Raw genomic sequence first — 20,931 nt, 5'->3', positions numbered from 1 at the left:
GAAGAGAAAAGATGTGGAAAAAATTATCTTTGCTAATGATTACAGCGCTGCTGGCTATCGTTATAGCGGCTTGCAGTTCAAACGCTGAAAAAGAAGAGAATAAAACAAGCAGTGAGCCGAAAAAAGAAACAGAAGAAGTAACAGTTAAACATGAATTAGGTGAAACGAAAGTAAAGAAAAATCCAGAGAAAGTCGTTGTATTTGATTTTGGTTCACTAGACACACTTGATAAGCTGGGAGTTGAAGTAACGGGCCTCCCGAAGCAAAACATTCCTAAATATTTGTCTAAGTATGAAGAGGACAAGTACGAGAACGTTGGCAGCTTAAAAGAGCCTGATTTCGAAAAAGTAAATGAACTGTCTCCTGACTTGATTATTATTTCTGCCCGCCAAGCTGAGTTGTATGACCAATTTGCTGAAATTGCTCCAACTATTTACTTAGGTGTTGCTCCAGCTGACTTTATGAATTCATTTGAAAAGAATACGAAGGTGTTAGGTGAAATCTTCGGCAAAGAAGATGAAGTGCAAACAGAATTGGCAAACGTAGAAGATGAAATCGGCAAGCTAAAAAAGCAAGCTTCGAAAGAAAACAAAACAGCCCTAGTCGTATTAGCGAACGATGGAAAAGTCAGTGCTTATGGACCAGGCTCCCGCTTCGGTGTGATTCATGACGTATTTGGTATTACTCCGGTTGATAAGGGCATTGAAGTCTCTACTCACGGTCAAAGCATTTCCTTTGAATACATCGTGGAAAAAGACCCTGACTACTTATTCGTTATTGACCGCGGTGCTGTTGTAGCAGAGGGAGGCGGTTCATCTGCTAAGCAAGTGATTGAAAATGATTTGGTGAAAAATACAAAGGCTTATAAAGACGGCCATATTGTTTATCTTGATCCTGGCTATTGGTACTTATCCGGCGGCGGATTAGAATCTGTTTCTGCCATGGTCAAAGAAGTACAGTCAGCATTGAAGTAAACCAATTTATCCCTGGCACTATGATGCCAGGGGATTTTTTGTTTAAAAAAAGGCAGACGTGGAATAACATACTATCTTCATCCTAACCAAACGAATCTGGTTCATTAACTAAAACAGCAAAGGTGGCAGTGTATGTTTTTCCATAAGAAAGAACTTCAATTCCACGCAAAACCAGATAAGCCAGATCCCGTTTACGCCAAGCAGCTGCAAGAAATTCTCGGCGGGCAATTTGGTGAAATTTCAGTGGCTATGCAGTATTTATTTCAAGGCTGGAACACAAGAGGCAATGAGAAGTATAAAGATTTAATTTTAGATACCGGAACAGAAGAGCTTGGACATGTGGAAATGATTGCGACGATGATTGCGCGTCTGCTTGATAAAGCACCTGTGAATGAGCAGGAAAATGCAGCAAAAGATCCAGTGATCGGCGCTATTATGGGAGGCATGAACCCGCATCACGCCATCGTATCTGGTCTTGGTGCTATGCCGGAAAACAGTACAGGCGTGCCGTGGAGCGCCGGATATATTGTAGCGAGCGGCAATCTGTTAGCCGATTTCCGTGCTAATTTAAATGCGGAATCACAAGGAAGACTGCAAGTGGCGCGTCTCTATGAAATGACAGACGACCGCGGCGTCAAAGACATGTTATCTTTCTTGTTAGCACGGGACACGATGCATCAAAATCAATGGATCGCTGCGATTAAAGAATTGGAGGAAAAAGAAGGCGTCATCGTTCCTTCTACCGTACCTGCCGAATACGAGGCAACCGAGTTCTCTCATAAGCTCTACAATTTCTCGGAAGGTGAGGACAGTGCCAAAGGAATGTGGGCAGAAGGAACAGCACCGGATGGCAAAAAGTTTGAATATGAGGAAATGCCGGTTATCTATGGCGAAAAGCCGGTGCTAGAACCTGCTCCTCCATACATGCACAGCACACCGCCACATGACCCACAATAATAAAAGGAGGAATTATCATGGGAAAACACATTTTAGATGGTGTATTATGTGAAGTGAACAACTGTGTCTATTGGGAAAAAGGAAACAGATGCTCTGCTAATGAAATCCTCGTCGTCAGCCAACAAGGTCACAAGGCATCCAGCGTAGAAGAAACCGACTGTCAGACATTTAAGCGGGAATAAGAAAGAAGGCTTGTCGATTGCGGCAAGCCTTTTTAGTTGTGCTGTTAACTACCGTGGAAACGTCAGCCTTCCGTCCAAAATAAGGAGTGCATGGCTTCCCCTTTTTTGTTAACTATAAAAAGGAGGGGGTGTGGAGCTTGGCGAAAGACGTATTGTGTGAAGTAAACAACTGTACTTATTGGGCGCAAGGAAACAAGTGTTCAGCCGACCAGATTTACGTGGTCAGCCACAAAGGAAATCAGGCCACTAACACGAAAGAGACGGACTGTAAGACATTTGAGCCGGAAGGATACTAAATAATAAGGCTGACTCTAGAAAGAGTCAGCCTTATTATTTAGATTGGCTATTTGATTAGCGAAATCGGCATGTATATGATCCGAACTCCTTGTTTTATTCACCGAGGATTGCTGCCTTCGATAACGGCAGCAAAATTTGAAAGGTTGTGCCGAATGAGGAACTATCTTTCAATATAAGCTCTCCATTTAATGCCTGAGCGAGCAGCTTACTATAAGGCAGGCCGAGGCCTAGGCCACGGACTTTGTATTTTTTCTGTTCTCCGCGGTAAAAACGTTCAAAAATGAGTGCCTGCTCAGCCGGTGGAACGCCACTGCCGTTGTCTTTTACTTCAATAGATAGAAATCCGTCTTCTTGTTCTGATAGAGAGACCTCGATTTTGCCGTCAGAATCAACAGCGTGGCGGGCATTGTTTAACAAATTGACAATGATTTGCTGCAAACGCACAGCATCGGTCGTTATAGAACGATTCGTTGGTAAAGGAGAGAAGGAAATCGTAATTTCTTCCGTCTCTTGCCCCAAATGCCACTGATGGACAATTTCAGAAAGCAGTTCATTCACTGGATGTTTTTCAACGGCTACAGGCAAGGCATTCGCTGAAAAAGAATTAAATTCCAGTAAATCGTTCACCATTTTTTGCATTTTTGTCGTCTCTTTCAAAGAGATATCAATAAAGTTCTGTGCTTCATCTCCTGTTACTACACCATCTCTTACCGCTTGTAAAAGACCGCTAATAGAAGTGACCGGTGTTTTTAATTCATGAGTAACCCCTGCTAATAGTTCAGCTCGTAAAGATTCCAGCTGTTGCAGCTTTTGAGCCATTTCTTTAAAGGAATGAACAAGATCATATACTTCTTGTTCTTTAATTTGTTCCGGCAGGCGCACTTGATAATTGCCTTCTTGAATTTGCTTTGCAGCTTTTGCTACTTGGCTAATCGGAGTAGCAAGCCGGCGTGATAAAATATAAATCGCTGCCCAGCCAAATAAGCCTAGGCTGATAATGAGCCCAGTCAACAGCCGATATTCCTCTGTTACATTTTCCAGTTCATTTTCGGGCTGCAGCATAACGACCCAGCCGAATATAATATCATCCACCTTAATAGGCTTTTTAATCATCCATGTGCGTGATCCGTTCGCCAGTTCGGGAGAAAGCTTTAATACGTCTCCTTTTTTCTGTAAAAGAGAAGGAGCGAAGGAACTCGTTTCGATACCAGAAGTCGACTGATTAGCTGAAAGAACTCGTCCTTTTGGATCTGTAATAAAAATAGCAGGAGGATGTTCGGACTGTAAAAAGAGCTCACGGCTTTTCAGCATATCTTCATCAATCGTTGGAGAGACGTTTTTTTCTTCTTGGCTGCCGGCAATCCGATTAGCTAGTTCCTCTGCGATAAATTCTGATACTTCCAGTCGATTGTTCAGCATCGTATGCTGCAGCCAAATAACAGTCAGAATGGCTGCAATGAAGAGGCCAAGGCAAAGAGCCGCAACATAACGCGTTGTCCAATAGCGCAGCAAAGAGATTCTTCTAGTTGTTTTCATAAACACAAAATTGATACCCCAATCCCCGTAATGTTTTGATTTCACCTTCTGTTTCTGGCCAATTTTTTAACGATTTACGCAGCCGTTTAATGGATAAATCAACGGCACGGTCGCTGCCATCGTAATCATGGCCCCAAACATGCTCGATCAGCTGTTCACGTGTGAATGTTCTATTTGGCTGGGAAGCGAGAAATAATAACACCGATAAATCGCGTGGTGTTAAAGCTAGGTTAATTCCTTTTAATGTCACTCGATGCGCGGAGCTATCAATGGCTAAGCTTCCATATTGTTTAATGGCTGAAGAAGGAGCTTCATTGCCTGAACGCCTAAGGACAGCCCGTACTCGCGCTACGACTTCTTCGCCGTTAAATGGCTTCGTAATATAATCATCTGCTCCATTATTTAACCCTTCTAACCGATAGTTCACGTCTCCCAGTGCTGTGAGCATAATGACCGGGCATGAGCTTGTTTGCCGAATTTCTTTTAAAACAGTCCAACCATCTGCTTTAGGCATCATAACGTCGAGCAGTACAAGGTCAGTCGGTTCAGAATGGAATAAATCGATTGCTTGTTGTCCATCAAAGGCTTGCATAACGTGAAAGCCAGCTTTCGTTAAATAAGCTTTTAACACCTGGCTAATGGCCAGTTCATCCTCTGCGAGCAGTATAGCAGCTGTCACCCTACTTCACCTCATTTTCTAATCATCCCGTTTTCATACAGTTCGATCTATTTTTTCTTCATTATAAGAAAAAAACAAATAAGCTGCCAATTGACAGCTTAAAAGAGAAGAAACCGAATTAACGCTTAGCATTCAATGATTGCTGGGCGTTACGGATTTCTTGTTTCAGAGTTTGGAAATCTTTATTCGATGTGTTGATCCCAAAGGATGCTGCCTGCTGTTGTACTTTTGCTTCCCGCACTTCTCTGGCAAGTGTTTCAATATCTTTGTTGGCAGGATCAATTCCAAAGGATGCTGCTTGTTCACGGATGACATCAGAGAAATCTCTGATTCCCTTTATTTGTTGTCCGTCCCGGTATTTATAAGAAGCGGCTTCAGCCTTCGTTGTAGCTGGGCCCGCTGCTGTTAGTGAAGGAGTTGATCCTAAAATGCTGATGGAGAGCGCGCCGCTCATCACATACGACATCGTTTTTTTCTTCATCTATCTATTCCTCCTATGTACAGAAAGACTTCAATAACGATTTGATAGTTCTAATATAAAGGAGGAATGTGTCAACAACATGTCAAATGGGAAATTTCTAGGTTTATTTTATTTAAATAAGAGAAAAGTAGTTTTATAAAGGCATTTTTCTCTATTCATATAGGTCAATCAGGCGATGAGATTGGTTTAGCTAATTGATATAATGAGGCAGGTTACAAGTAATCATTTATTTAGCAGAGGTGGAAATCTATGAAACTATCAAAAAAAATGGGAACAGCAGCCGCAGCATTAATTCTTTCAGGCGGTATCTGGGCTTCTCCAGCGGATGCAGCCACTTCGTTCCATGATATTTCTGATAAATACTGGGCATATCCGCAAATTGAGAAAATGGCAAGTCAAGGAATTATCACAGGCTTTAAAGACGGGACATTTCGAGCGCAGGAACCTGTGACTAGGGCACAGAGCGCCATTTTTATTGGACGGGCATTAAAGATCAATCCTAAACAGACAAGTACAATGAAGTTTCAGGATGTTTCAGCTTCTGGCACAGCCGGCTATTCGTACATTGTGGCGCTCACAGAGCGGGGAATATTCTCAAAGGCGGATTATTTCCATCCGAACCGCCCGCTTACGAGAGCAGAATTAGCTAAAATCATGGTAACGGCCTTTAACTTGCCGAGAGCGAAAGGGCCAAGCTTTACGGATGTACCGGAAAATCATTGGGCAGCTGAATACATTGGAACACTGGCTGGCGCCGGTATCACATCGGGTACAACGGCAACGACCTTTTCACCAAATGGAAAGGTAACGAGAGGACAGCTTGCTGTCTTTATTAGCAATATTCTTAAGCATGATCAGGAAGTAACAACGCCGCAGCCGCCTGCTAAAGATACGCTGTCCGATGCCCATGCAGAGGTAGCGCAGCAAATTCTGAGCCTTGTTAACCAAGAGCGGTCAAAAGCCGGAGTGAAACCGCTAAAGTATGCTGATGATGTAGCGAAGGTGGCACAGCTGAAATCGGAAGATATGGCGAAGAAGAATTACTTTGATCATACTTCTCCAACGTATGGCAGTCCATTTGATATGATGGATCGGTATGGCATTGGCTTTACATATGCCGGTGAAAATATCGCTGCTGGTTACAGTACAGCAGAGGCTGTTATGAAAGGATGGATGAACAGTCCAGGCCATCGTGCTAACATTTTAAGTGCAAACTATGCAGAAATGGGAATTGGGATTGCCGAGGGCGGCGATTACGGTATTTATTATACACAGATGTTTGTAAAACGATAATGGCCGCTAGCTTTGAAAGGTGAACAACATCCAGTGAGCGTCGGTAAAGCTTATAGAATGATGGACAACATCAGGTAAGCGTGAACAAAAAACGTACGATAACAGATAATCATGCAAAGATTAGACAAAGAAAGCCGGGTGCCGTCACTATTCGGCTTTCTTTATAGGAAGGTGACATAAAAGGGAATAATTTGCTTTTATCTTGGAAGATTCGCAATTTTATAGTATGATAAATTTGTTTCATTGAGAAAGAAATCTAGTGGATAATCGAGGTAAAGGAATGAAAGTGCAAGAACAGAAACAGTTATTGTTGCTGATGCAAGAAGCTTATGAAGAAGCTTATCGGGATGACAGTAAGGTTGAAAAAGTTATGCACATAATTAAAGAAAGAATGCAGGAAATGTACAAAGAGAACGTACATAGCAGGTAAAAGGCGGCCGGTGTGCCGTCTTTTCTTAATTTCCCTTTAATTATAGAAAGGAGAGAATAAACATGACCATGTTTATTGAAAAAAAGACGGTTTCTAGTGATTTAGCTGAGCGGATGATCCAGGCGGCTAAGGAGAAAGCAGCAGAGCTGGGGATTGCGATTAACGTAGCGATTATGGATGCAGGCGGTAACTTGCTTGCTTTTTCAAGAATGGATCAAGCTCCATTGTTAAGCATCGATATTGCCCAGGATAAAGCTTATACGGCAGCTGCATTTGGAAGGCCTACTCATGAATGGTATGATGTGATTAAAGATAAGCCGGCATTAAAAACCGGCATCGTGCATACGAAACGGCTGACGGTATTTGGCGGCGGTTATCCGATACGCTGCGGAAATGATTTAGCAGGCGGAATCGGCGTAAGCGGCGGTTCGACCGATCAGGACCAAGCCTGCTGTGAAGCGGCACTCAGCTTAATAAACGAATAAAGCAGAATTTTGGAGGAAGGAAAAATGCAGCCACCACGTTTGCAGCCAGGGGATGAAATTCGAGTGATTGCCCCATCCATGAGCATGGCTATTGTAAAAGGAAAACAGGTAGAGATCGCACAGGAGCGGTTAGAAGGGCTAGGATTTCGTGTGACGTTTGGACGTCATGTCGAGGAACATGATCTTGTGTTTTCTACCTCTGTCGAAAATAGACTAGAGGATTTACACGAGGCGTTTCGTGATCCGAATGTAAAAGCTATTTTTACAGCGATCGGCGGATACAATGTGAATCAGCTGCTCGCTCATATCGATTATGATTTGATTCAAAATAACCCAAAAATTCTTATTGGCTACAGCGATATTACCGCACTTCAATTAGCTATTTATCGAAAGACCGGATTGATTACGTACTCGGGCCCCCATTTTTCTACATTTGGAATGAAACAGATGGCCGATTATACGATACAAGGAATGCTCGCTGCTCTGACAAATGATGCTCCGTTTGAATTAGAAGCTCCTGAGACGTGGAGCGATGATAAATGGTATTTAGATCAGGAAGATCGTACGTACTATCCAAATGAAGGGCCTATCATTATAACGGAAGGACGAGCAGAAGGAAGGATTGTCGGCGGCAATCTCAGTACGTTAAATTTACTGCAGGGAACAGAATACATGCCTTCTTTAAAAGGAGCGGTATTGTTTATTGAAGATGACAATGAAACGCATTTAATGAAGTTTGATCGTGATATACAGTCCGTTCTTCATTTACCGGATGCCAAAGAATTAAAAGCGGTTTTAATCGGCCGTTTCCAAAGAGAGTCCGATATTACCGAGTCGGCACTCGTCTCATTGCTCAAAAATAAGCCAGAGCTTCGTGACATTCCGGTGATGGCGAATGTAAGCTTTGGGCATACCGATCCAATTGCGACTTTGCCAATTGGCGGACAGGCAGAAATAACGGCGGAAAACGGAAAGACGGAAATCCTTATTTATGGGAATTGAATAAGCGAGCCTGATTTAGAACTATAAATCAGGCTTTTTTAAAAGTTAAAATGATCCTATCATTTTACGTCTTTCTGTGCTTCTAATTGAAGCAAATAGTGCTTCATATCCGTCCCTCCGCGATAACCAGTAATTGCTCCATTTTTGCCAATGACACGGTGGCACGGTACCGTAATCAGCACTGGGTTCGCACCGATGGCTGACCCGACGGCACGAACAGCTTTCGGTTTTTCAATAAGCTGGGCAATATCAGAATAGGAAAGAGTCTTTCCATACGGTATGCTCTTTAATGCTTCCCAAATCTCTTCCTGAAAAGCGGTTCCTTTTACATCGACAGGCAGTGAGAAGGATTGCCGTGTTCCTTCAAAATATTCTTGCAGCTCAATGGCATAGGGTTTCAAAGCTTCCGTGTTTTCCGCGAGCACTGCCGCAGGAAAATGCTTTCGTATCCAGCTCTCAAACTCTTCGTACGGTTGATTAGGAGAACTCACGTAACAAAGCCCGCTTTGGGTTTTCGCTATGTAAAACTGCCATTCATCGTGTGTGAAGATCATCCAGTCAATCATTGTCTCTTTCTGATTCATCGGAATCCCTCTTTTCTTGTATTAAGTTTTTTCGGTCAGTCGTTGGAGTAGATTTAAACGTTCTTCTTTGTCTTTATTCTACATGATTCTATCAAAAAGCATATGCTTTCCCGATAAAAAAGTAAGATAATCAACGGAAAAAGACGAAATATATGGCGATAAAATATGGGGCTCTCATAGCTTATTTGCCAAGTGTATGGTAAAAATAAATAAAACGATTTATCCAGTCATCGTTATTTTCATATGTTCAAAGGAGTATAAAAGCATGAAGATAATAAAAGTAAAAGATTACAAAGAATTAAGTGAAACCGCTGCGAGGCTCATCTTAGAAAAAGTAAAGGCAAACCCTCAGCTTGTGCTAGGGCTTGCTACAGGGGGAACACCTGAAGGAATGTATGAACAGTTAGTAACGGATCATCGAACAGCAGGTACAAGTTATCAACAGGCAACGACGTTCAACCTCGATGAATACGCCGGCCTGCCGCGGGAAGATCAGAATAGTTATTATACATACATGAGACAGCAGTTGTTTGATCATATTGATATCCCGGAAGAAAATGTTCATTTACCGAATGGAGAAACGGAGGATTTACAAGCAGAATGCCGCTACTATGAACAGCTAATTAAAGAAGCAGGGGATGTTGATCTTCAGATACTCGGGATCGGAGGAAATGGTCACATCGGCTTTAATGAGCCAGGAACTTCTTTTGATTCAGTCACTCACGTGGTGACGCTTGATGAATCAACAAGAGAAGCAAATGCCCGTTATTTTTCTAGCCTAGATGAAGTGCCGACACACGCGGTTACAATGGGCATTCAAACGATCATGCGTGCTAAAGAAATTGTGCTGCTCGTTTCAGGAGAATCAAAAGCAGATGCCATCGTTCGGCTATTGACAGAAGAAGCGAACGAGAGCTTTCCGGCTTCAGCTTTACTTACACATCCGAATGTAACTCTGATTGTGGATGAAGAGGCGTTGAAAAAAGTAGATCTAACAAAAACAAACCAAGGATAATTAAAGAAGACACTAGAAGACGCCAGTCGATACTACAAACTCAAGCTCCGATAATTATTTTGATTAATTAGACCATAAAAGACTAAACAGTTCTGCCACCGGGTAGAGCTGTTTTTTTGCATAGTCAGGATGAGCAGAAGAGCCGTTTTTTTGTCAGAGATCAGCCGTAAAAACGGCTCAATCAGCCGAAAAGGCGGCTTCTTTTCTTAAAATAAGTGATAAAAATATGAATTTTAACTTGGCATGTTCCTTAGAAAAAAGAAAGGAAGAAAGACCGGCTTGCCGGCAGCTTTTTTCGACTAGCTCTGACCAGCCAGCTTGAATAACGCCTTCGTCTGTCACGATCAGAGCGCGTTTTGCACCGAGACGGGCACAGCTTTCACCAGCTTGTTGGATGGAACCGCTGCCAAAAATGACTTCGGGCATCACGAATTTATACATAAGGCCACCACCTTTTAGTGAATAGGATGTTTTTATTGTAACATCACAGGGGAAAATCTTTACATACTAAAAAAGCTTATTCAGCGAAAGACTGAATAAGCTTTTGATCATTGGGATTATTTATATACTTTTACACGTTCGCTAAGCGGTTGGAATTCTTTGTCGCCCGCAGGTGCAACCGGCTTGCCAAACGGCATTTGTGCATGCAGTTTCCAAGAAGCAGGAACATTCCACTCGTTGCGCACCTTTTCATCAATTAGTGGTTGGTAATGCTGAAGCGTAGCTCCAAGCCCTTCTTGTTCAAGAGCAGTCCAGACGATGTATTGAAGCATGCCGGATGATTGTAAGGAGTATTCTGGGAACTTATCGCTGTAAGTTGGGAATTGTTCTTGAAGTCCTCTTATAACTTCCTCATCTTCAAAAAAGAGAACAGTACCAGAACCTGCTTTGAATGATCCCATTTTTTCTTCAGTTGGACCAAAGTCTTTGGCAGGAACAATCTCACGCAATGTTTCTTTTGTTAAATCCCAAAGCTTTTCGTGCTGCTCACCAAATAAAACAATGACACGTCCAGATTGAGAATTAAAAGCGGTTGGTGCATATTTCACTGCAAATTCTACCACTTCTTGGATGCGATCATTTGACACAGGCTGCTCGTTGCTAATAGCATAGATAGAGCGTCTTTCTTGTACCGCAGTGTAAAAATCTTTTGCCATCATGATTTCCCTCTTTCTAAAAAAGATTTTACTGTCCCTAAGGGCAGTATGTGTGTTAGTTGAAGAAGCTATCCTCATTTCACAAAATTCTAACTATGTGAAATGATCTTTTGTTACATTTCGTAACCAAATATAAAATAAAAATAAAATAGTGTCAAGTAACTTTGTTTATAAAAGTAATGAGATTTCCTTTTAAAGAAAAATAGGTATAATAAGAATATAAAGAGGTGAAGGCGATGAATGATTTTCAGCTTTGTCCTAAATTTGAGAAAGGGATGAAGATGCTGGGGAAGCGGTGGACCGGATTGATTATTAATCAGCTTTTATTAGGGCCACAACGGTTTTCACATATTAAAGCAGAATTGCCGATCAGCGGAAAACTGTTGACGGAGCGCTTGAAAGAGATGGAAGAAGAAGAGCTTGTCACAAGAAAAGTGTACGCAGAAGTGCCTGTACGAGTAGAATATGAATTAACGGAAAAAGGGAAGGCATTGAAGCCGGTCATGAAAGAGATTTCTAAATGGGCGGAAGAATGGGTAGAGCTGACAGAAGAAAATTAAGTGAGCCCTGGTTTAAAAATAGACAAACGTGGAAAAGAAGTATTGTTCTATTTTTAACGTAAAAGGAGTTCACACATGACACAGGACCAGCAGCAATTTCTTTTGGCTATGAGAGACGCCTATGAAGAAGCACAAAAACAAGACACAAAATTAACGGACATACTTAAATTAATTGAAGAAAAAGTCGGCTTTATTGTAGTACCCAATCAATAAAAAAAGCCCGTCCAATGCTTGCGATTCTTTTGAAAAAAGAGTCGGGCTGTTGGCCGGGCTTTTTGATATGAAAAACTCTATTCTCATAAGTAAGAAGCGCTCCAGCAGTAAACCTGAAGCGCTAGTGGAAGGGATACCTTCTTAATGGTCGTAATGCAAGTCGTCAGTGGAATCACTCAAAGAGACAGCTGAATTAGCCACTTCCTGGGAAGCGTGTTCAATTTCATCGATAATCCGGTTGAGCTCGGCCATCTCGCCTTCAATCAAATGATTTTGTTTTTTCGTATTAGCGATCAGCTCTAATAGCATATTGAAATCTTCATCTGTTTTGCCCATGCTATCCATGCCTTGTATAACCAAATCATTCACTTTGTCGACGGAATGGCTCATTTGGCCGATTAAGTGATTTGTCTTCATGATATGGTCAGAAACATTCGATGTGGATGTTTTTGTTTGGTCAGACAGCTTGCGGATTTCTTCTGCCACAACGGCAAAGCCCTTGCCATATTCACCAGCACGCGCTGCCTCAATAGAAGCATTTAATGCCAGTAAGTTTGTCTGGCCGGCAATATTGCCGACAATCGTAATCACTTCTGTGATATTGGAAGCGATTTGATTTAATTGAGCAGAAAATGTTTGAATGTCGGTTACTGCTGTTTGAATTTCTGATAGTTTCTCTCCTTGATCCTTTAACATTTTTTGTCCGCGAACAGAGCGATTGGCAGAATCATCAGCAAGTGCCATACCGTCTTTTGAAAGCTGAAGGATGGAATCTGATTTTGCGCTAAGCTCTTTTAAGGAAGCGCTTGTCTCTTCAGAAATGGCCGCCAGCTCTTGAGAAACAGAATGCACACTAGCAATCATCTCTTCTCTTTTTTGCTGTGCGACTGTGCGGAGACGTTCTTCTTCTTTCTCATAGGCTTCAAGGACGAGCTGCTGCTCGAGGTTCAGCAGCTTAGACACAGAGGAAATGGCTTGAATTTTTTCAGCCGTTGTCTTGTCTTGCTCAGAAATAAGGGCAATAAGAGAGTTAAAAAGCTCCTGAAAAGCAGACATATACCATTTTGTTTTTAGACCGATACGTACGTGTACATAAGCAATACGGAGTCGCTTTTGAATAAACTCCTCATCAATTTCACCATTAAACAACTCTTGAATATGCTGTCTTAGGGTTTTCTTCAACCGATTCACACTGCTATGATCCTCGATAATCTTTAACAGATTCGGTTGTTTGCCGACAGCATCATAGAAGGTTGTGACGATGTCATCGAGATGCTCTTCGACAAGCGGTTGAAGTGTTTTTACGATAGCTAAATCTTTCTCAGTCAATCCAATCATATCTAGTTGGTTCATGAGGCTGCCACCTGGCCGGATCGATAGCCGTCCGACTGCTGAGACAGTTGAAGCTGTTTCAGTCTCAACTGTGTTCTTTTGTCTTGTTCTAAAAAGTTTCATATCCCCACTCCTATATCCCTATCCCCAAAGCTGATAGAGTCCCATGGCTCTTTTTAAAAGCGTTATTTCTTTTGGTATCGGAGGTTTGTCAAAATTATTTATAGAAAATGTAAAAATGTTGTGTCTTTTTTGTGCGTCTTCACAGAACATCCGTCTTTCTATACGACTACATGCATACGGTATAAAAAGGAGGAATAAAGAATGAAGATAAGAGAGTTCATAGTCAATCCTTATATTTTAGCTGTACTAGGTGTTTGGTTCTTTACTTCTTTTGTTATTATTTTTTATATTGATTGGACATTCGCCGGTGTCTCGCTATTAGGGACTGTTTGTTTTTTCTTCTATATTTCAGCTGTTTATCAGTTCATTCTTTACAAAGGTGTTCCGTGGATTGAAAGAAAAGAAGATGACTTGTTCATGTCACTTTGGTACGCCTGGCCTGTGTACGTGCTCTCATCGCTTACTATTTTTTTGCTTGCTGATGAGTTATGGGCGTTTGCTTATGCTGCTGGAGGAGCAGCCGGAATACTAATTGGTGAATTTCGGCATGCTGGTTTGGCAGAAAAAGGGGAAAGGAAACAGATCGAGGCGCAGGCTCAGTGAATGCGATTAACCAGGAGTATATCCTGGATAAATAAGAAGATATCAAGAATCAGCCGATTCATATTATGAATTGTCGGCTTTTCATCAAGAAAGTTTGTATACTTATCCTCAATCAGCATAAAAAATCGCCCTGGTATATCATGCCAGGGCGATAGCTAGTTAGACAGACTGTAAAAATTCGATAACTTGTTCTGGTGATTTTGCGTTGGCGCTGTGGAGATGTGCTTGTTTTTCGCTGTTTTTGAAAATCAAAAGGCTTGGAATGCCCATGACGTCATATTTTTCAGCGAGTTCCGGAAATTCGTCCCGGTCGATTTCATACCAGTCATATTGGTTGTACTCAGCAATGATATCACCGATGAACATGTCCATACGGCGGCAGTCCGGGCACCAGCCAGCTGTAAATTTCATAATAACTGGTTTTTCTTGTGAAATGAGTTGTTGAAATTGATCTGTGCTTTGTATTTTTTCCATTTTTCATTCTCCTTCATTTGTTGTTCTGTCTTCCATTGTATGAGTTGGAGCGGCTGGAGACAAATAAAACATTTCAATTTCTTTAAGGTTTTGTTAAATGGGAGTGAACGAAGCTTGCTTTTCCTATAATAAGAAGGAGTGTTTATTGTTGAGAGGAGCAGTATGAATGCATTTATCTTACGGAATTACGGGGTTTTATGAAAGTGGCGAAAATCCACCGCCGCGAAATAATGGCAAGCTCTTCAAAAAAATGTGTTTCGAGGCGGCCAGAACCATACAAGCAGAGGTGATTGCCTTTCATAAGCCAAAAGTAAACACGAACTTTTTTGAAGCTGTTCTTGATAATGGGAAAAAGCGGATTCATATATTAATGAACGCCCATTATCCGATTATTGCTTTTGCCGCCTCCGTAGAGTTCGAACATATTATATTTTATGATGAGCCTGCTTTAGAGGGAATATTTAAAGGTTTCTATATTTGTGAAGCAAAGGAACTAAGTCAATTATTAAAGTTAAAAGCCAATCCTGCACTCGCCGTTATGCAGGAAAATGATTTAAATCAGGCAGAAATGGGGCAAATCGCTCATTGGAGACCATGCACGGTTGGAGAGCTGGTATTTAATCACTGGAGTTAGGGATAGGAGAAACATCACTTCATTTTATTTCCAGGCGATTTTCTCTTTGCTGGGCAATCTTAAACTGTTGTGAAATCATACTTTAACGTTATAATGTAAGATGTGTAATTTTATAAGAAAGAGGCATCCTTTCATGACTTCTCCAAAACAAAACTCCAGCCGTATTGATTACGGATTGATTCTTATATTGTTAATGTTGTTTATAACGAGCTGTGTCGCGATTTACAGCGCCCAGACGACCGGGCAGTATAATAGTAATTTCGTGATGAAGCAAATTCTTTATTATATGGTCGGTATCGGCATTATTTTAGTTGTCGTTCGATTTGATTCGGATCAATTAATGGGCATGTCTTGGTACTTATATGGGCTCGGTATATTCCTGCTCGCTTTCTTGATTGTCGCACCTTCTAGTATTGCGCCCGTTATTAACGGAGCGAAGAGCTGGTACCAGCTTCCGGGCTTGTCCTTGCAGCCTTCAGAGTTTATTAAGGTCTTTTTAATTTTGACGCTTTCTCGTGTGCTTATCGTTCATCACCAAAAGAATCCTGTTAAAACGATTCAATCAGATTTTTGGCTTCTCATTAAATTAGGGCTTGTTACGGCTTTTCCGCTGTTGCTCGTTATGCAGCAGCCAGACCTTGGGACATCCCTTGTGTTTTTATCCATTTTGCTCGGCATGATTTTTGTTTCAGGAATTACGTGGAAAATTCTCTTGCCGTTATTCGGTTCTGCCGGAGCCATTACGGCCGGTATTTTCTATATGGTGCTCTGGCATCCTCTTATTTTAGAAAAGTATCTTGGGGTTAAGCAGTATCAGTTTGGCCGTATTTATTCCTGGCTTGATCCGTATACGTACGAAAGTTCAACTGGGTTTCATTTAACCAGATCCTTGCTGGCTATTGGTTCTGGACAAACGATGGGAAAAGGATTCGGCTATCGGGAAGTCTATCTTCCAGAAAGCCATACGGACTTTATCTTTAGTATTATCGGTGAGGAATATGGCTTTATCGGTGCAAGTATAGTCGTGAGTCTCTTTTTCCTATTAATCTATCATATTACGAAGCTCGCTTTAAGCACGAAAATTCCTTATTATACGTACATGTGTGCTGGTGTCATCGCGATGATTACGTTTCACGCTTTCCAGAACATTGGCATGACGATCGGACTCTTGCCGATTACGGGGATCCCGCTTCCGTTTATTAGCTACGGAGGAAGCTCGCTCATGGGTAATATGTTCGCTATCAGTTTGATTTTTTCGATGACTTTCAATGAGCGGCATTACATGTTTTCAAATGATAGATAGCAGAAAGTAAGTATTTCTAAAAAGACTGATCTAGGAAGGGAAATCCCTTCGTCCGGATCAGTCTTTTTTGTTGTGTCACGATGTATAAACAAGGAGCGGGAAACCGAGAATAAGATACACAGACTGTTGGCAAGCGCTCTTTTTTAATTAGCGTGGGATATTGAAAATTAGACTTTGTCTACGTTCTCAGATACATACATAACGCTTATGGTGAAAGTTGTAAAGTTAGCGTGTTCGGCGATAGCTTGATAAATATTTCATTATGAATAGAGATTAGGTGAAAGAATGCAGCGTTCGACTAAAGCAACCGAGACAATTCGTTGGATAACAAAGCAGCTAAAACCAAACACAGATTTTGTAGAAAAGCACATGAAAATTGAAAGAAAAGAGGCTGCGCTTCTATTTATTAAGACAGTGGTCGATGGCGACCAGCTTCAAAAGCTAGTCATTAAACCCTTTTTTGAAATGGATTCAGAAACCCATTATGAAGCCTACTTGCAATCACTTCCTAGTCAGCAGGAAATTACAACAAAAGAGAAGTTGATTATAGAGTTAACAAAAGGAAGCGTGATCATAGTTATTCGCGGACAGCTGATTATGCTGGATGTCAAAAAGGTTAATACAAATAATGTGCTAGAAGCAGCTATTGAAACAACGACACAAGGTCCTCAATATGCATTCAGTGAGGACATTCAAACGAATATTAACCTTGTCAGGCAGCGGTACCATGAACCCACTCTTACAGTGGAAATGTTTGAGGTGGGGGCTAAGTCTCATCAGGCACTGGTTTTAATGTATGACAGGGAAACAGTCAGTAAAGAAGTGTTGGACAAGGTTAGAAAAAGCCTAAAGGAATTAAAGGAGCCCATTATTCAGTCAACGGTCGAACTAAAGAGAGTGATGGGCAAAAAAAAGTATACTTTATTTCCAAAAATGATGGTTACAGAACGGACAGACCGGGTCGTATATAACCTATCCGGCGGAAAAGTCGTGATTTTACTCGATGGCGATCCATTCGCCATTATTGCTCCATGTGTCTTTTTTGATTTTTTATCAGCCATGGATGATAACTACTATCCATACTTTGTCGTAAAATTTCTCAAAGGGATACGCTATTTAGGAATGTTCCTTTCTTTAGTGCTTCCTGGTTTATATGTAGCGGTTAGTTCATATAATCCGGAAATTTTTCGAGTGCAGCTCGCCTTATCCGTAGCCGGCAGCCGGGTCGGAATTCCATATCCTTCCTTTATTGAAGTGCTGTTTATGCTCCTAATTATGGAATTGCTCATTGAAGCGAGTGTCCGGCTGCCAAAAGTCATTAGCGGAACAGCAACAACAGTTGGCGGTTTAATTTTAGGAACGGCTGCTACAGAAGCTGCTTTAGTCTCCAATATTATGATTATTATCGTGTCGGCTGTAGCCATTTCAAATTTTGCCATCCCGATTAATGAAATGAATACGGCAATCAGGGTCATGAAATTTGTGTTATTACTCATTGCAACTATTTCGGGGATAGCCGGATTAACGCTGGGTCTTATCGGTTTAGTGATGTATTTAACGCATCTCAATAGTTTTGGAGAGCCTTATTTAAAAGTATTTATACAAAAAAAAGCGAATGAAAATGAAGGGATATAGAGATGAACCGTTATTTTTATTACTTGCTCGCCGTTAATATGGTCGCTCATATCATTACTTTCGTTCCGATGGTGCTGTTTGAAGCTAGAAAGGGAGGGGCCATCGTATCTATGATTCTGTCCCTTGTCTTGGGAACGATAATGATATCCTGGATCGTTAAAATATTTACCCATTTTCCCGGCAAAGGATATCCCGAGCTATTAAAAGAATATACGAGCAAATGGATTTCTTTTCTGTTGCTTCTCTCTACAGCACTCGTCTGGTTTACAGCCGGCTTAATTACTGTTATCACGTATTCAGCTCTATTAAGACGATTTTTAACTCCCGAGATGCCGCTTATGGGCATTATTTCGATGATGGTACTTTTTGTTTCATTTGGAATATTAATGAATTCGAAAAGTGTTTTGTATACGGTAGAAATTGTAGCTCTGTTAAGTATCCCCTTCACGATTTTTATTTTCGTCAAAATGTACTTGGATAAAGGGATGAATTGGGATTTTGTAAGGGAAGCGATGATGTACATCGGAAATATGCCAGATTATCCGTCCTTCTCTGCCTCCCTATATGTCATCTTAGGTCCGGCGAATTTAATTATTTTTAACCGTGTGTTTACAGATAAACAAAAAATGACATGGAAAGAGGTACTGATTATAGGTATGACGGGGGCGTTTGCTTTGTTTACTTCTTATTTCATTCCAATTGGCTTCCAAGGTTTTAAGCATATTAATTATCTTATTCACCCTTGGTTTCTTACAGCGGACTCTATTCGAATGAAGTTTGGGTTCATCGAGCGTGTGCTGTTCATATTTGCGCTTGTCAATTTGGCTGTTTCATTTTTAAGTATTCTCGTTCACTGGCACGTGACCACAGAACTGCTTAAAAATATAATATGGTTTAAGAAGTTTCAATGGAAAGGTTATAATTTGACTCCTTTGGTCTTTGTGGGGCTGTTCTGGATTGGAAGTCTTGTGATTATTCCTTACTTAACAGAACCTCAGCTTTATGAGTATACAAAATATGCGCTCAACTTCCTGTCCCCTTACGTCCTCGTTATTCTATTTAGTCTCTTATGGATAAAAAAGAGGGCGAGGGCATGAAGAGGAAAACGCTTCTTCTTTTCGTTGTCGTCCTATCCTCTATGATCCTCATATCAGGCTGCGGATTTAAAGATATTGATAAGAGGGGGTTCGTCGTGGCGGTTGGTGTAGATGGAACAAAGAACAAAAAGAAGCCTTACCGCCTGACGTTAAAATTGGCTGTGCCCACAGGAACATTTAAACAATCTCCGAAACCAACCTATGCTTATTTGTCTATCGAATCGGTTACCTTGGCAGAAGGGATCCGGATATTAAAAACTCATACTGATAAGGAATTGGACTTTGCCCATGCGAAAGTGATCGTATTAGGGGAGAGCATTCTGGAGCGCGACATGAAAAAAACATTTGATATTTTCCTAAGAAGAAGGGACTTCCAAGGAATCGCATGGATAGCGGTAGGAGAGCCATCAGCGGAAGAGGTTTTAAAAACAAATCCAACTACCGATTTGCCGGGTTCTAATGCTTTATTTAATATCTTTTCAAATGAGGGAACAGAAAGCGCGTATATTGTAACGACCTACCTTTATGACTTTTCCCGCCGGCTGTTCGAAACGGGGCTGGACCCGATTTTACCGATTATTCGAACAACCGAAAAAACGAATGAGTATCGAACGAATCAGGCCATTGTTTTCAAAGGTGACAAGAAACAGTTAAAGTTAACCTCTGAATACACGAAGTTTTACAATATCCTAACAGAAAAAGAGACAAAAGCAGACATTGAGATAAACGAGAAGGGACTTCTCTTCGCTATCGCAGCGAATAATATAAAAGTGAATTATAAAATCCTCACCCCTGCTAATAAACAACCAGTTTTAAAAATGAATATCGACATTCAGGGAGTTGTGGAAGAATCGACAGAGCGTGTCACACCGAAGAAGTTAAGGGATTATAGTAGGGAGGCGAGTGAAGTCGCTCAAAAGCGGTTCACCCATTTTCTAAAATTGCTTCAAGAAAACGAAGTAGACCCCTTAGGATTTGGTCTTCGTTACAAGGCGACAAGGATGCACAACCGGGATACAGAGGCGGAATGGCAGCGTATTTACCCGCAGTTGAAATTCGATGTAAATACGAAAGTTGCGATAAAAAGTCCAGGGGTTATTGAATAAAAAATCAAGCCGGTATACTCGGCTTGATTCAGGCTGTTGACAAACGCTCACTTTCTTCGTTGCTCGCCCGACTGCGGTGCTCATGACCCTTATGGTCACTCCGCTCCTCGTCAGGCTTCGCGCCTCGAAAGACAAGCGTTTTCAATCAACCTGGTGTATTGAAAATAGACTTTGTTTCCAATCCCAATCAAGCCGGTATAACCGGCTCGATCTCGTTTGTATACTATTTATTATCTTCGTTGTTTCGAACGATGAGCACATCACATTTAGCTGTACGGGTAATATGCTCAGAGACACTGCCGAGGAAAAGACGCTCCATTCCATGAATTCCAGTCGCTCCGCAAACAATTAAATCTGCTTGTACCTGATTGGCGATGCGATTTGGAATGAGCGATTTTGGTGAGCCTGTTTCCATAAGGGCATGAACACTTGGAGCTCCAGCTTCTTTCGCTGCTTGCTCATATTCTGCGAGCAGTTTTTTGCCCTGCTGCTCATTGTAGTCAGGAATAGAAGCATGCGCTAATGCTTCGACTGAAGCGAAGTAACCATTATCAACAATATGTACAATGTGAAGAGCCGCTTCGTTGCGTTTCGCAATGTCTATTGCTTTTTCGAACCCTTTTTTAGCTTCCTCTGATCCATCTACGGCAATTAAAATATTTTCGTATTTTGTCGTCATCCCTTATTTCCTCCTTTTTCTTTTATTGTACCTAATTGATCTAGGAGAAACAGCAGAAAAGAGACAAGATTTACGAACAATTTCCAAACAAATAGAAAAT

26 protein-coding genes and 1 pseudogene are annotated in these 20,931 nt (G+C 41.3%); 17 read left to right on the top strand and 10 right to left on the bottom strand.

What is annotated here, in order from left to right; all coding sequences use genetic code 11:
• Nucleotides 1-11: 11 nt before the first annotated feature.
• The 4 genes from AC623_RS16550 to AC623_RS21220 all read left to right on the top strand — a co-directional run bounded on the left by AC623_RS16550 (nucleotide 12) and on the right by AC623_RS21220 (nucleotide 2,409).
• Nucleotides 12-974, top strand: a complete 963-nt coding sequence (locus AC623_RS16550; protein ID WP_049664542.1) for a siderophore ABC transporter substrate-binding protein — start codon at nucleotides 12-14, stop codon at nucleotides 972-974.
• Nucleotides 975-1,106: 132 nt separating this feature from the next.
• Complete coding sequence (locus AC623_RS16545; protein ID WP_049664540.1) at nucleotides 1,107-1,931, top strand: manganese catalase family protein; 825 nt, start codon at nucleotides 1,107-1,109, stop codon at nucleotides 1,929-1,931.
• Between the two features lie 17 nt (nucleotides 1,932-1,948).
• Nucleotides 1,949-2,113: a DUF1540 domain-containing protein gene (locus AC623_RS21225; RefSeq protein ID WP_065409836.1), complete on the top strand. Its 165-nt coding sequence runs from the start codon at nucleotides 1,949-1,951 to the stop codon at nucleotides 2,111-2,113.
• A gap of 137 nt (nucleotides 2,114-2,250) precedes the next feature.
• Nucleotides 2,251-2,409 carry a DUF1540 domain-containing protein gene (locus AC623_RS21220; protein ID WP_082174458.1) on the top strand — a complete coding sequence of 53 codons (159 nt, stop codon included), beginning with the start codon at nucleotides 2,251-2,253 and terminating at the stop codon, nucleotides 2,407-2,409.
• A 94-nt stretch (nucleotides 2,410-2,503) separates the two neighbouring features.
• Here AC623_RS21220 and AC623_RS16540 read toward each other — a convergent pair whose 3' ends face one another.
• From AC623_RS16540 to AC623_RS16530, 3 genes are all read right to left on the bottom strand, one after another.
• Nucleotides 2,504-3,946, bottom strand: coding sequence for a HAMP domain-containing sensor histidine kinase (locus tag AC623_RS16540; protein ID WP_082174560.1), 1,443 nt, complete (start codon nucleotides 3,944-3,946; stop codon nucleotides 2,504-2,506).
• Nucleotides 3,933-4,625 (bottom strand): response regulator transcription factor, encoded by a 693-nt coding sequence (locus tag AC623_RS16535; protein ID WP_049664537.1) that lies wholly within the window; start codon nucleotides 4,623-4,625, stop codon nucleotides 3,933-3,935. The genes AC623_RS16540 and AC623_RS16535 overlap by 14 nt, the downstream gene beginning before the upstream one ends.
• Nucleotides 4,626-4,743: 118 nt before the next feature.
• Nucleotides 4,744-5,106 carry a hypothetical protein gene (locus AC623_RS16530; protein ID WP_049664536.1) on the bottom strand — a complete coding sequence of 121 codons (363 nt, stop codon included), beginning with the start codon at nucleotides 5,104-5,106 and terminating at the stop codon, nucleotides 4,744-4,746.
• A 249-nt stretch (nucleotides 5,107-5,355) separates the two neighbouring features.
• Here AC623_RS16530 and AC623_RS20810 point away from each other — a divergent pair, with 249 nt between their 5' ends.
• The 4 genes from AC623_RS20810 to AC623_RS16515 all read left to right on the top strand — a co-directional run bounded on the left by AC623_RS20810 (nucleotide 5,356) and on the right by AC623_RS16515 (nucleotide 8,316).
• Entirely contained in the window at nucleotides 5,356-6,399 is a 1,044-nt protein-coding gene (locus AC623_RS20810; RefSeq protein WP_053104162.1) for an S-layer homology domain-containing protein, read from the top strand.
• A 259-nt stretch (nucleotides 6,400-6,658) separates the two neighbouring features.
• Nucleotides 6,659-6,829: a hypothetical protein gene (locus AC623_RS21595; RefSeq protein ID WP_156187066.1), complete on the top strand. Its 171-nt coding sequence runs from the start codon at nucleotides 6,659-6,661 to the stop codon at nucleotides 6,827-6,829.
• A gap of 68 nt (nucleotides 6,830-6,897) precedes the next feature.
• Entirely contained in the window at nucleotides 6,898-7,314 is a 417-nt protein-coding gene (locus AC623_RS16520) for a GlcG/HbpS family heme-binding protein (protein WP_442853578.1), read from the top strand.
• 24 nt (nucleotides 7,315-7,338) lie between these two features.
• Nucleotides 7,339-8,316: a S66 peptidase family protein gene (locus tag AC623_RS16515; protein ID WP_049664533.1), complete on the top strand. Its 978-nt coding sequence runs from the start codon at nucleotides 7,339-7,341 to the stop codon at nucleotides 8,314-8,316.
• A 59-nt stretch (nucleotides 8,317-8,375) separates the two neighbouring features.
• Here the strand turns inward: AC623_RS16515 and AC623_RS16510 are convergent, their stop codons facing one another.
• Complete coding sequence (locus tag AC623_RS16510; protein WP_049664530.1) at nucleotides 8,376-8,900, bottom strand: methylated-DNA--[protein]-cysteine S-methyltransferase; 525 nt, start codon at nucleotides 8,898-8,900, stop codon at nucleotides 8,376-8,378.
• 265 nt (nucleotides 8,901-9,165) lie between these two features.
• On the opposite strand from AC623_RS16510, the gene nagB reads away from it, so the two are divergent.
• Nucleotides 9,166-9,915 (top strand): glucosamine-6-phosphate deaminase, encoded by a 750-nt coding sequence (nagB, locus tag AC623_RS16505; RefSeq protein WP_049664527.1) that lies wholly within the window; start codon nucleotides 9,166-9,168, stop codon nucleotides 9,913-9,915.
• A gap of 177 nt (nucleotides 9,916-10,092) precedes the next feature.
• Here nagB and AC623_RS22010 read toward each other — a convergent pair whose 3' ends face one another.
• Both AC623_RS22010 and AC623_RS16495 read right to left on the bottom strand, forming a co-directional pair.
• A complete protein-coding gene (locus AC623_RS22010; RefSeq protein WP_049664524.1) occupies nucleotides 10,093-10,356 on the bottom strand; it encodes an iron-containing alcohol dehydrogenase in 264 nt (87 codons plus the stop codon).
• A gap of 116 nt (nucleotides 10,357-10,472) precedes the next feature.
• The gene (locus AC623_RS16495) at nucleotides 10,473-11,075 is read right to left on the bottom strand and encodes a nitroreductase family protein (protein WP_082174457.1); all 603 of its coding nucleotides are present in this window, start codon (nucleotides 11,073-11,075) and stop codon (nucleotides 10,473-10,475) included.
• 233 nt (nucleotides 11,076-11,308) lie between these two features.
• On the opposite strand from AC623_RS16495, the gene AC623_RS16490 reads away from it, so the two are divergent.
• Both AC623_RS16490 and AC623_RS21590 read left to right on the top strand, forming a co-directional pair.
• Entirely contained in the window at nucleotides 11,309-11,632 is a 324-nt protein-coding gene (locus AC623_RS16490; RefSeq protein ID WP_049664520.1) for a winged helix-turn-helix transcriptional regulator, read from the top strand.
• 75 nt (nucleotides 11,633-11,707) lie between these two features.
• The gene (locus tag AC623_RS21590) at nucleotides 11,708-11,845 is read left to right on the top strand and encodes a hypothetical protein (RefSeq protein ID WP_156187065.1); all 138 of its coding nucleotides are present in this window, start codon (nucleotides 11,708-11,710) and stop codon (nucleotides 11,843-11,845) included.
• Nucleotides 11,846-11,986: 141 nt separating this feature from the next.
• On the opposite strand, the gene AC623_RS22390 is transcribed toward AC623_RS21590, so the two are convergent.
• The gene (locus tag AC623_RS22390; RefSeq protein WP_442853577.1) at nucleotides 11,987-12,541 is read right to left on the bottom strand and encodes a methyl-accepting chemotaxis protein; all 555 of its coding nucleotides are present in this window, start codon (nucleotides 12,539-12,541) and stop codon (nucleotides 11,987-11,989) included.
• A gap of 216 nt (nucleotides 12,542-12,757) precedes the next feature.
• Nucleotides 12,758-13,198: pseudogene (locus AC623_RS22385) on the bottom strand (protoglobin domain-containing protein); the annotation flags it as partial.
• A 303-nt stretch (nucleotides 13,199-13,501) separates the two neighbouring features.
• On the opposite strand from AC623_RS22385, the gene AC623_RS16480 reads away from it, so the two are divergent.
• Nucleotides 13,502-13,903, top strand: a complete 402-nt coding sequence (locus tag AC623_RS16480) for a hypothetical protein (protein WP_049664515.1) — start codon at nucleotides 13,502-13,504, stop codon at nucleotides 13,901-13,903.
• 159 nt (nucleotides 13,904-14,062) lie between these two features.
• Here the strand turns inward: AC623_RS16480 and AC623_RS16475 are convergent, their stop codons facing one another.
• Nucleotides 14,063-14,377, bottom strand: a complete 315-nt coding sequence (locus AC623_RS16475) for a thioredoxin family protein (RefSeq protein ID WP_049664512.1) — start codon at nucleotides 14,375-14,377, stop codon at nucleotides 14,063-14,065.
• A 166-nt stretch (nucleotides 14,378-14,543) separates the two neighbouring features.
• On the opposite strand from AC623_RS16475, the gene AC623_RS16470 reads away from it, so the two are divergent.
• The 5 genes from AC623_RS16470 (at nucleotide 14,544) to AC623_RS16450 (ending at nucleotide 20,152) form a co-directional block, all read left to right on the top strand.
• Complete coding sequence (locus tag AC623_RS16470; protein WP_049664510.1) at nucleotides 14,544-15,011, top strand: hypothetical protein; 468 nt, start codon at nucleotides 14,544-14,546, stop codon at nucleotides 15,009-15,011.
• Between the two features lie 133 nt (nucleotides 15,012-15,144).
• Complete coding sequence (locus tag AC623_RS16465; protein WP_049664507.1) at nucleotides 15,145-16,314, top strand: FtsW/RodA/SpoVE family cell cycle protein; 1,170 nt, start codon at nucleotides 15,145-15,147, stop codon at nucleotides 16,312-16,314.
• A 285-nt stretch (nucleotides 16,315-16,599) separates the two neighbouring features.
• On the top strand, nucleotides 16,600-17,949 hold the full coding sequence (locus AC623_RS16460) for a spore germination protein (protein ID WP_049664504.1): 1,350 nt from the start codon (nucleotides 16,600-16,602) through the stop codon (nucleotides 17,947-17,949).
• A gap of 2 nt (nucleotides 17,950-17,951) precedes the next feature.
• Nucleotides 17,952-19,046 (top strand): GerAB/ArcD/ProY family transporter, encoded by a 1,095-nt coding sequence (locus AC623_RS16455; RefSeq protein WP_049664501.1) that lies wholly within the window; start codon nucleotides 17,952-17,954, stop codon nucleotides 19,044-19,046.
• Nucleotides 19,043-20,152, top strand: a complete 1,110-nt coding sequence (locus tag AC623_RS16450; RefSeq protein WP_049664498.1) for a Ger(x)C family spore germination protein — start codon at nucleotides 19,043-19,045, stop codon at nucleotides 20,150-20,152. The genes AC623_RS16455 and AC623_RS16450 overlap by 4 nt, the downstream gene beginning before the upstream one ends.
• Nucleotides 20,153-20,375: 223 nt before the next feature.
• Here the strand turns inward: AC623_RS16450 and AC623_RS16445 are convergent, their stop codons facing one another.
• Nucleotides 20,376-20,831 carry a universal stress protein gene (locus AC623_RS16445; RefSeq protein ID WP_049664494.1) on the bottom strand — a complete coding sequence of 152 codons (456 nt, stop codon included), beginning with the start codon at nucleotides 20,829-20,831 and terminating at the stop codon, nucleotides 20,376-20,378.
• Nucleotides 20,832-20,931 lie beyond the last annotated feature (100 nt).

The organism is Bacillus sp. FJAT-27231 (assembly GCF_001183975.1).
In the GTDB taxonomy this organism is placed as follows: domain Bacteria; phylum Bacillota; class Bacilli; order Bacillales; family Domibacillaceae; genus Pseudobacillus; species Pseudobacillus wudalianchiensis.
This window is presented reverse-complemented; position numbering and strand designations above follow the sequence as displayed.